This window comes from Streptomyces sp. ATLC9 (assembly GCF_057196705.1).
In genome coordinates, this window is sequence record NZ_JBXUOY010000205.1 from 1 (window position 1) to 9,613 (window position 9,613).

General features: G+C 75.3%; 10 protein-coding genes. 5 read left to right on the forward strand and 5 right to left on the reverse strand.

The genetic code is table 11. The annotated features are described in order from the left end of the window. Positions 1-142: 142 nt before the first annotated feature. Together AC2CJA_RS19485 and AC2CJA_RS19490 are read left to right on the forward strand one after the other, a co-directional pair. The gene (locus AC2CJA_RS19485) at positions 143-310 is read left to right on the forward strand and encodes a hypothetical protein (protein ID WP_484603982.1); all 168 of its coding nucleotides are present in this window, start codon (positions 143-145) and stop codon (positions 308-310) included. 84 nt (positions 311-394) lie between these two features. Continuing rightward, a complete protein-coding gene (locus AC2CJA_RS19490) occupies positions 395-775 on the forward strand; it encodes a GntR family transcriptional regulator (protein WP_484603983.1) in 381 nt (126 codons plus the stop codon). A 144-nt stretch (positions 776-919) separates the two neighbouring features. Here AC2CJA_RS19490 and AC2CJA_RS19495 read toward each other — a convergent pair whose 3' ends face one another. Continuing rightward, entirely contained in the window at positions 920-2,041 is a 1,122-nt protein-coding gene (locus tag AC2CJA_RS19495) for a DUF5925 domain-containing protein (protein ID WP_484603984.1), read from the reverse strand. Between the two features lie 75 nt (positions 2,042-2,116). Then, positions 2,117-2,668 (reverse strand): protein kinase domain-containing protein, encoded by a 552-nt coding sequence (locus AC2CJA_RS19500; RefSeq protein ID WP_484603985.1) that lies wholly within the window; start codon positions 2,666-2,668, stop codon positions 2,117-2,119. A 171-nt stretch (positions 2,669-2,839) separates the two neighbouring features. Here AC2CJA_RS19500 and AC2CJA_RS19505 point away from each other — a divergent pair, with 171 nt between their 5' ends. Beyond that, complete coding sequence (locus AC2CJA_RS19505; RefSeq protein ID WP_484603986.1) at positions 2,840-3,106, forward strand: hypothetical protein; 267 nt, start codon at positions 2,840-2,842, stop codon at positions 3,104-3,106. 182 nt (positions 3,107-3,288) lie between these two features. On the opposite strand, the gene AC2CJA_RS19510 is transcribed toward AC2CJA_RS19505, so the two are convergent. The 3 genes from AC2CJA_RS19510 to hmgA form a co-directional block, all read right to left on the reverse strand. Further along, positions 3,289-4,461: a type ISP restriction/modification enzyme gene (locus AC2CJA_RS19510; protein WP_484603991.1), complete on the reverse strand. Its 1,173-nt coding sequence runs from the start codon at positions 4,459-4,461 to the stop codon at positions 3,289-3,291. 123 nt (positions 4,462-4,584) lie between these two features. After that, entirely contained in the window at positions 4,585-5,334 is a 750-nt protein-coding gene (locus tag AC2CJA_RS19515) for a GntR family transcriptional regulator (RefSeq protein WP_484603987.1), read from the reverse strand. 127 nt (positions 5,335-5,461) lie between these two features. After that, positions 5,462-6,802, reverse strand: coding sequence for a homogentisate 1,2-dioxygenase (gene hmgA / locus AC2CJA_RS19520; protein WP_484603988.1), 1,341 nt, complete (start codon positions 6,800-6,802; stop codon positions 5,462-5,464). Between the two features lie 213 nt (positions 6,803-7,015). Between hmgA and AC2CJA_RS19525 the strand changes: the two genes are divergently transcribed. Next, complete coding sequence (locus AC2CJA_RS19525) at positions 7,016-9,376, forward strand: molybdopterin oxidoreductase family protein (RefSeq protein ID WP_484603989.1); 2,361 nt, start codon at positions 7,016-7,018, stop codon at positions 9,374-9,376. Between the two features lie 56 nt (positions 9,377-9,432). After that, positions 9,433-9,613: aldehyde dehydrogenase family protein (locus tag AC2CJA_RS19530; protein WP_484603990.1), on the forward strand; the 181-nt coding region annotated here is incomplete at its 3' end.

Sequence of the window (9,613 nt, forward strand, 5' to 3'; positions counted from 1 at the left end):
GGCCCCGCCCGCCGTACGACGGCAGCGGGACCCGCACCGGCGGCGCCCGGCCCGGTCAGCGGTACAGCTTGTCCACCGCCGTGCGCGTCGTCTCCTCGAAGCGCTTCACCGGGGCGTCCTCGAAGGTGCCCGTCCGCACCCGGTGAAGGCAGGGACGGAAGGGTGCGACTGCGACCGGTGCATCGAGGTGGAGTGGAGCAGCGGCGCCCTCCGCATCGACGACGGCGGCCGGCCCTTCCGCACCAGTGGCACGAGGGGGCGGCCGGAGTACCGCTGGGCGCCGGAGAGCGGAATCCGGGAGCGCGGCTGACGCGCTGGTGCACAATCGACGCACCTTGCGCATCCCGCGCACCCAGCGCCATCCGGCGTTCCGACCCGCCGCAGGAGAAGTGCCGTGCCCCTGAGAATCACCGTCGACCCGGACGCCCCCGCCGCCCCCTACGAGCAGGTGCGCACCCAGATCGCCGAGCAGGCACGCGGCGGCGAACTGCCGGTCGGCCACCGGCTGCCCACCGTGCGCGGTCTCGCCGGGGAACTGGGGCTGGCGGCCAACACGGTGGCCAAGGCCTACCGCGCGCTGGAGGCCGACGGGGTGATCGAGACCCGGGGCCGCCACGGCAGCTTCATCGCCGCCACCGGGGGCACCACTGCCCGCGAGGCCGCGGCGGCGGCCCGGTCGTACGCCCGGCGGGCCAGGCGTCTGGGTCTGGACCGGACCGCCGCACTCTCCGCCGCGGAGGAGGCGGTCGCCGCCGAGTACGGCCCGGAGGGCTGACGTATCAGCCGACTTCCAGCCGCTCCCGGGCCGCCATCAGGGCGGAAGTGGAGGTACTTGATCCGTTCCCCGCGCGCCTGCCGCCCGATCGGCTCCGCCACCGGGGCGCCCCCGTGCGCTCCCCGGCGGCCCGGCGCGGAGGCCTCACAGGTACATCCCCTCGTCCGACCGCCCCGGCTGCGGCGGCACCGAGGCCGGGGCCGAGCCGCGGCGCAGCGCGTACAGCTCGGCCAGGGTCGCCCCGTCGCGTCCGACGCCCTCCTCGGCGCCGAGCCAGCCCACGGCCTCGGAGCGCGTCAGCGGGCCGACCTCGATGCGGGCCAGGCAGCGGCCGGGGCGGACGACCGCGGGGTGCAGCCGCTCCAGGGCCTCGTTGGTGGTCAGGCCGACCAGGACGTTGCGGCCCTGGCCCAGCAGTCCGTCGGTGAGGTTCAGCAGCCGGGACAGGGCCTGTCCGGTGGCGTGCTTGGCCTCGCCGCGGATCAGCTCGTCGCAGTCCTCCAGGAGCAGCAGCCGCCAGCGCTCCCGGCCCGGCCGGGCCGGGGCTCCGTCGTCCTCGCCGATGGCGATGTCCATCAGATAGCCGACCTCGTTGAACAGCCGTTCCGGGTCGAGCACGCAGTCCACCTGGCACCAGTCCTGCCAGGAGCGCGCCAGCGTCCGCAGGGCGGAGGTCTTGCCGGTGCCCGGCGGGCCGTGGAGCAGCAGCAGCCGGCCGGTGATGCCGTCCGGGGTGGTCTTCATCAACCCGTCCATGGCCTCGGCGACCGGGGCGGTGTAGTTGCCGCGGATCTCCTCCCAGCTTCCGGCGGTGATCCGGCGGGTGGTGCGGTACGGTCCGCGTCGCGGGGAGTTGTACCAGAAACCCATGGTGACGTCGTCCGGCCGGGGCTCGGGCTCGTCCTCCGCGTCCTCCACCGCGGCCTTCAGCGCCCGCTCCGCCAGTTCCTCGCTGACGGCCGTCACGGTCACGTCGGCGCCGCGGGACCAGCGGGAGACCAGTACCGTCCAGCCGTCGCCCTCGGCCAGCGTCGCGCCGCGGTCGCCGTCGCGGGCCGAGCGCAGTACGGCCGCTCCCGGCGGCAGCAGTGCCATGTCCTTGCGCACCCGCTCCAGGGAGCGGCTGCGGGCGTGCGGCTGCTCGCCGGTGGTGAAGCGGCCCAGGAAGAGGGCGTCGATGACATCGGAGGGGGAGTCGCTGTCGTCGATGTTGAGTCGGATGGGCAGCGACTCCTCGGTCGGCGCGGAGGGGCGGTCGGCACACATGGCCCCCATGATCGGGCACGGAGGGCCCGCGCGCACGCAGGTTTCGCCGTCTCGCCGGGGGAGTCCGGCGGACGCTCAGCGCAGGACGACGGTCACGGCGAGGGCGGCCAGCAGCAGGACCAGCAGTCCGGCGACGGGAGCCAGCACCCCGCGCGGCCCCCGGTCGGCGTCCCAGGAGCCCGGCGCGTCCCGGCGTCCGCCCCCACCGCCCCCGTCCTCACCGGACGCGGGTGAGGGCGGGGAGGAGGAAGAGCGGCCGGCGCCGATCCGCGCGGCGCCGGCCGGGGACATCGGCCCCTCGGCCTCCAGCGCGGCGGCCGGCGACAGCCCCCGCACCAGTTCCATCACGATCCACAGACGGCTGTCCTCGATCACCACGTCGTGGACGCTGATGGCGTTGCGGTGGGAGATGCGCCCGGCCGTCATGGCCTCCCGCTCCAGGCGGGAGCAGAGGGCGCGCACCTCGGCCGGTGAGAGCTCCTCGGCGGCCCGGACCTCCTTGACCGCGACCTCGCGGCCCAGCACCTCGTCGCGTCCCTGCCGGACCACGCCCACCTCACCGCGGCCCGGTCCGGCGCTGAGGCGGTAGCGGTCGGCGAGCAGCCGCCCGCTGTCACCCGTGCTCATCCCTCTCCCCCGTCCCCGCCATGGGGCCGGCCGGATGCCGTTGTCTCGTACGGTGTTCGTCAACCCCCTTGCGGGGAAGGTGAATCGAGTGGCCGGAATACCCGTGGGTCACGGTCGGGAGATAGGGTTACCCTGCCCGGGCCGGGAGCCCTCGTTTGGGTGGGGAGTGTCATGGAACAGATAACGGTACGCGGCAGGGCGAGGATCCCTGCGATCCAGTGCGGGAGCGGTGCGACCGGTTCGCGCCTGGACCGGCACTTGAGCGTGCTGGCGGGGCCCGCCGTCTCCCAGGACGACACGGCGGAGGCGACCTTGCTCGTGCGCGAACTGACCGCGCGTGACGCGGTCCACATGCGCTCCCGCAGCAGGGGCGCGCGGGTCTCCCTCTTCGCGCCGCTGCGGCGGCTGCGGCGCTCCCTCTTCGGGAGCCACGCCTAGCCACGGCGCCCGGCCGCACCCGGGCACCCGGGCCGGGCATGAAGGTTTCGGCCCAGGGCTCGGCAGGGACGGCCTCCCCGCGACGGGCCGAGCGCCACGGCCCGGTCCCGCCCGTACTCCCGGCACCCCTGCGGCACTCCGCTCCCGTGGCCGGCGTCCGGCCCGCCGCGGGGAGCGGCTGCTCACAGCAGCGTCAGCTGCCCCTCCGGACCCTCCTCACGGTGGTCCAGTACGGAGGCCGGGCGCCGCGCCCCCGGCGGCGCCGGCAGCACACCGGCCTCCCGCAGCGCGGACACCCCCACCACCGGACCCTCTCCCCGCCGCTCCGCGAACTCGGCGCGTGCCTCGCGCAGCCCGTCGAGGATGGTGAGCACGGTGATCAGTTCCAGCAGCTCCGAGGTCCACCCGGCAGGCCAGGCCTTCGGGCGCACCGCCTCCAGCGTGCCGGGCGCGGCCGGGGCCGTACGCCGGGTGAACCAGTCGGCGAGCACCCGGACGCCGCCCGCCTCGAACTCCCAGGCGCCGCGCGCCACCGGCGCTATCCGGCCGCTCCCCACCCACAGGATCTCCTCCCGCGCGTCGTGGCGCAGCGCGTCCGGGGCCGGGTGCTCGGGCAGCGCGGCCCGCACATAGGGGCGCCGCCCGCCCGGCAGACGCGGACGGGCGCCGTCGCCGCAGCGGGCGCCGCGGGTGTGCGCCCGCAGCACCTCGCGGCCCAGCGCGACGCCCTCCTCCCACACCTCGCGGTCCGCGGTGAGCGGTACGGCACGGCCGCCGGGGACGGTCCGCACCGCCGCGGCCGTCCAGGCCAGCACGTCCTCGGCGGTCACCGGAGTGCCCAGCACCCCGGCCAGCAGACCGGGCAGGCCCGGGGCGAGGTTGGGCTCGCGGCCGCCCGGGCGCCGGTACAGGGGACGCACGCGGCCGGTCCGGGACGCGGCGGCGCCGACCGGGAGCAGGTCGGTGAAGACCGGTTCCGGAACGGGGGAGCGGGGCCCGGCCGGGGGCTCGACCAGGAGGATCTGCCGGCCGTCGGCGACGCGCCACAGCTCGGGCCGGGCGGCGTCGAGCAGGCGGTGGTCCGGAATCAGCCACTGCCGGTCGTACGGTCCGCACAGCACCCGCACCGGCTCCGGGCACGGTCCGTCCTCCCGGTCCAGCCGGACGGCGGGGGCGTCCGCGGCGGTACCGGGCAGCCGGGGGACGGCGGTGCGGGCGCGGGTGGGCGCGAACAGCGCCTCGCGCCCGGCGCCGGAGGCCCGCAGCAGCGCGGCCCAGCGGGACCGCAGCGACGCCGCGTCCGGCGCCGTCACCCAGCCCCGGCCCGGCCGGACCGTCCGGACTGACCAGGGCATCAGCTCCTCCAGCGGAACGTCCTGGCCGCGGCCGCCGCCCGTTCCGGCACCCACCGTTTCCCTCCCCGCCGCTCCTGCTGCCCGTCCCGTACGGTTCACCGCACGCATGCTACGGAAGGCGGGTCAGTCCGCCTCCACGGTGACGGAGAAGGAGAAGCGGTCGCCGCGGTAGTGGATGCGGGCCACGTCCACCACCCGGCCGCGCTCGTCGTAGGTGACGCCGGTGTAGTGCAGGATCGGACTGAGCAGCGGCACCTGGAGCAGCTCGGCCGTCTCCGGGTCGGCCAGCCGCGCCTGGACGGTGTCGGTGATGCGGCTGATCCGCACGCCCACGGCGTCGCGCAGCACCTTCGTCATGGGCCAGCGGGCCAGGTCCTCCAGATCGATGCGGCCGGCCAGTTCGGGGCGGACGAGGTTCTCCGCCCAGTTGGTCGGCTCGCCCGTCTCCCGGTCGCGGCGCAGCCGCCGGTAGGCCACCGCCTCGGTGAGGTCCGGGAAGTACTCGGCCAGCTCGCCGGGGACCGGTCCGGCTCCGTGCCCCAGCAGCACCGTCTCCTCGCCCGACTGCTGGGCCACGATGGCGTCCACCGAGCCGAGCAGCCGCACGGGGGACCCGCTGCGGGCGCTCGGCTCGATGAAGGTGCCGCGCCGCCGGTGCCGGGAGATCAGCCCCTCGTTCTCCAGCTCCTTGAGCGCCTGGCGCATGGTCAGCACGCTGACGCCGTAGTGCTCGGCGAGCCGCTCCTCGGTGGGCAGGCGCAGGGGCGCGCCGGGGGAGCGGCCGAGTATCGAGGCGCGCAGGGACTGCGAGACCTGATACCACAGCGGCAGTTTGCGGTTCAGCGCGAGCGAGTCGGGAGCGAAGGTGGTCACGGCGGCCTCCGGACGGCCAGGCTGGTTGCTGTGTCACGACGTCATGGCGTCACGGCGTCACGACGCCGCCGCACCGCCGCGGCGTCGTGGGTCACGGTACGCGCCATCGCCCCCCGACGAGGGCCCCTCAGTCCCGGAAGTGGCGCTCCAGGCCCTGCCACACGTCGTCGTAGCCGCTCTGGAGGTGCCCGGCGTCGCGCGCCTGGGCGGTCAGTGTCACCGGCCAGCGGGTCTCGAACATGAAGGCCAGTCCGTCGTCCACCTTCTGCGGGACCAGTTCGGCGGCACTGGCCCGGTCGAACGTCTCGCGGTCCGGGCCGTGGGCGGACATCATGTTGTGCAGGGAGCCGCCGCCGGGGACGAAGCCGCCGGGGCCGGCGGTCTTGGCGTCGTAGGCGCCCTCGATCAGGCCCATGTACTCGCTCATCACGTTGCGGTGGAAGTACGGCGGCCGGAAGGTGTCCTCGCCGACCAGCCAGCGCGGGGCGAAGACCACGAAGTCCACGCCCGCCAGGCCCGGGGTGTCCGACGGCGAGGTGAGGACGGTGAAGATCGACGGGTCGGGGTGGTCGTAGCTGATGCTGCCGATCACGTTGAAGCGGCGCAGGTCGTAGACGTAGGGCGTCAGGTTGCCGTGCCAGGCGACGACGTCCAGCGGGGAGTGGTCGTAGGTGGCCGTCCACAGACCGCCGCAGAACTTGCTGACCACCTCCACCGGGCCCTCCACGTCCTCGTACGCGGCGGTGGGGGCGAGGAAGTCACGGGGATTGGCCAGGCCGTTGGCGCCGATGGGGCCGAGGTCGGGCAGGACGAAGGGGCGGCCCATGTTCTCGCAGACGTAGCCGCGTACCACCGCGTCCAGCGGCTCGACGCGGAAGCGGACCCCGCGGGGGATCAGCGCGATGTGGCCCGGCTCGGCGCGCAGCAGACCGAACTCGGTACGCAGCAGCAGGCCGCCGCGCTCGGGCACGATCAGCAGCTCGCCGTCCGCGGAGCTGAACACCCGGCGCTCCATGGGGGCGTCGGCGGCGTACAGGTGGATGGCCACGCCCTCGCGCCGGGCGGCGTCGCCGTTGCCGCCCAGGGTCCACAGCCCGTCCAGGAAGTCGGTGCCGGGGGCGGGGTCGGGCAGCGGGTCCCAGCGCAGCCGGTTGGGGTCGGGCTCGGTCTCGGTGAAGGGGGCGCCGCGCAGGGATCCGCCGTCGGCGCGGACGAAGCGGGGGTGGGCGGCCGAGGGGCGGATGCGGTACAGCCACGAGCGGCGGTTGTGGGCGCGCGGCTCGGTGAAGGCGGTGCCGCTGAGCTGCTCCGCGTAGAGCCCCAGGGGTGCGCGCTGGGGGGAGTTGCGGCCGGCGGGAAGCGCTCCCGGAACGGCTTCGCAGGCGTGTTCGTTGCCGAAGCCGGAGGAGTACGCCAGCCCCTCCGCGGTCCTGCGCGCCTGCTCGAAACCGCTTGTGGTGACACTCATCGCAACGCTCCAGGTGCTCAGGGTTTCCTGTTGTCAACCATAGGAATGCAGAGGTCCGCACGTCAACGGCGAGTCCTGGACGGGTGTGCCGCCGTTTTGGCTCCCGCCCCTGGGCGGCCGGGGGCCGATCGGGCTAGGGTTCGCTTACCGGCCGGTCGGTATGTTGCCGCCGGACCGCACCGCCCACCCGGACACCGCTCACCAGGGGGACCGATGCCGGAGAGTGCCACCACACAGCCGAACGAGGGGGCCGGCCCGGCCGCGGAAACCGGCTCCCGCACCGCCCTGCGGATCTGCCCGCTGTGCGAGGCCACCTGCGGCCTGGTCGTCACCATCGCCCCGGACGGCGGCGGGCGGGAGCGGATCACCGCGGCCCGCGGCGACCGCGACGACGTCTTCAGCCGGGGCTTCGTCTGCCCCAAGGGAGCGCTCCTCGGCGAGCTGGACGCCGACCCCCACCGCCTCACCCGTCCCCTGGTCCGCCGCGGCGGCGAGCTGCGCGAGGTGAGCTGGCAGGAGGCGTTCGAGGCGGTCGCCGAGGGGCTGGGTGATGTCCTGGCCGGCGGCGACCCCCGGGCCGTCGCCGTCTTCCTGGGCAACCCCAACGTCCACACCGTCGCCGGCGCCCTCTACCCGCCCCTGCTGATCAAGGCGCTGCGCACCCCCAACGTCTTCACCGCCTCCACTCTCGACCAGATGCCCAAGCACGCCTCCAGCGGGCTGCTCTACGGCGACCCCCTGGCCATCCCCGTCCCCGACCTGGACCGCACCGACCACCTGCTGATCGTCGGCGCCAACCCGCTTGAGTCGAACGGCAGTCTGTGCACCGCCCCCGACTTCCCCGGCCGGCTGAAGGCCCTGCGGCGGCGCGGCGGCACCCTCACCGTCGTCGACCCCCGACGCACCCGCACCGCGCGCCTGGCCGGCCGGCACGTGGCCGTGCGGCCCGGCGGCGACGCCCTGTTGCTGATGGCGATGGTCCAGGTCCTCTTCGCCGAGGACCTGGTCGACACCGGTGAGGCCGGGGAGCACCTCGACGGCGTGGAGGAGGTGGCCCGCCTCGCCGCGGACTTCACCCCCGAGGCCGTCTTTGGCGCCTGCGGCGTCGAGCCGGAGGTCATCCGCTCCCTCGCCCGTGAGCTCGCGGCCGCCGAGCGCGCCGCCGTCTACGGCCGTATCGGCAGCACCACCGTGGAGTTCGGCACCACGGCGAGCTGGCTGGTGGACGTCCTGAACGCGCTGACCGGCAACCTCGACCGGCCCGGCGGCGCGATGTTCCCGCTGTCGGCCACCGCCCGGGCCCCCCGTCCGCCCGCACCGGGCCGGGGCTTCGCCACCGGCCGCAGGCACAGCCGGATCGGCGGACACCCGGAGGTCAAGGGGGAGTTCCCGGCCGCCGCGCTGGCCGAGGAGATCGACACCCCGGGCGAGGGGCGGGTGCGGGCCCTGGTCTGCGTCGCCGGCAACCCCGTGCTCTCCGCCCCCGACGGCGCCCGGCTGGACAGGGCTCTGGCCGGGCTGGACTTCATGGTCAGCGTCGACCCTTACCTCAACGAGACCTCCCGCCACGCCCATGTGGTGCTGCCGCCGCCCCCGCCCGCCCGCAGCCCGCACTTCGACTTCAGCTTCAACGCGCTGGCCGTCCGCAACCAGGTGCGCTACACCCGCCCCGTGATCCCCCCGGGCGAGGGGGAGTTGAGCGAGAGCGGGATCCTGGCCCGCCTGGTGCTGTGCGCCTCCGGCGCGCCGGAGGCCGACCCGGAGTCGGTCGACGCCATGGCCGTCGAGCACACCCTGGCCGCCGCCGTCGCCGACCCGCTCTCCCCCGTCCACGGCCGGGACACCGGAGAGCTGACCCGCCTGCTGAGCGGGGAGAGCGGCCCCGAGCGGCGGCTGGAGGTGATGCTGAGGCTCGGCCCCTACGGCGACGGCTTCGGCGCCGACCCCGGCGGCCTCACCCTGGCGAAGCTGCTGGCGCACCCACACGGCATCGATCTGGGCCCGCTGCGCCCCCGGCTGCCCGAGGTGCTGCGCACCCCCTCCGGCGCGGTCGAGCTGTGCCCGGAGCCGATCGCCGCCGACATCCCCCGGCTGCGCCGCTTCCTGGCGGGCCGTCAGGGAGAGCCCGGGGCCCTGGTACTGGTCGGCCGCCGCCATCTGCGCTCCAACAACAGCTGGATGCACAACGTCCCCGGCCTGAGGGGCGGCAGCAACCGCTGCGCCCTCCACGTCCACCCCGCCGACGCCGCCCGGCTCGGCCTGGCCGACGGCTCCCCCGCCGAGATCACCGGCGACGGGGGCACGGTCAGGGCGCCGGTGGAGGTGACCGAGGAGGTGGCCCGGGGGGTCGTCAGCCTGCCGCACGGCTGGGGGCACGACCGGCCCGGCACCCGGACACCGGTGGCCTCCGCCGAGCCCGGGGCCAACGTCAACCAGCTCCTGGACGGACGGCTGCTGGACCCGCTGTCGGGGACCGCCGTGCTCAACGGGTTCCCGGTCCGGGTGGCGCCCGCCGGGGACGCCGCTCAGGGGTCCGGGCCGGCCTCCCCGGCCGCCGCCGGGTCCCCCGTGTGATCCACGGCATGCGCCGTCCTGCTGACACCCCAAACTAGCGCCGCTAGTTTGGGGTCATGCAGGCACACAACGGCATGTACATCGACGGACAGTGGCGCCCCGCCGCGGGCACGGAGACGATCGAGGTCGTCGATCCGGCCACCGAGGAGATCATCGGCACCGTTCCGGCGGGCACCGCCGAGGACGTCGACGCGGCCGTGGCGGCGGCCCGTGCGGCCCTGCCGGGCTGGGCCGCCG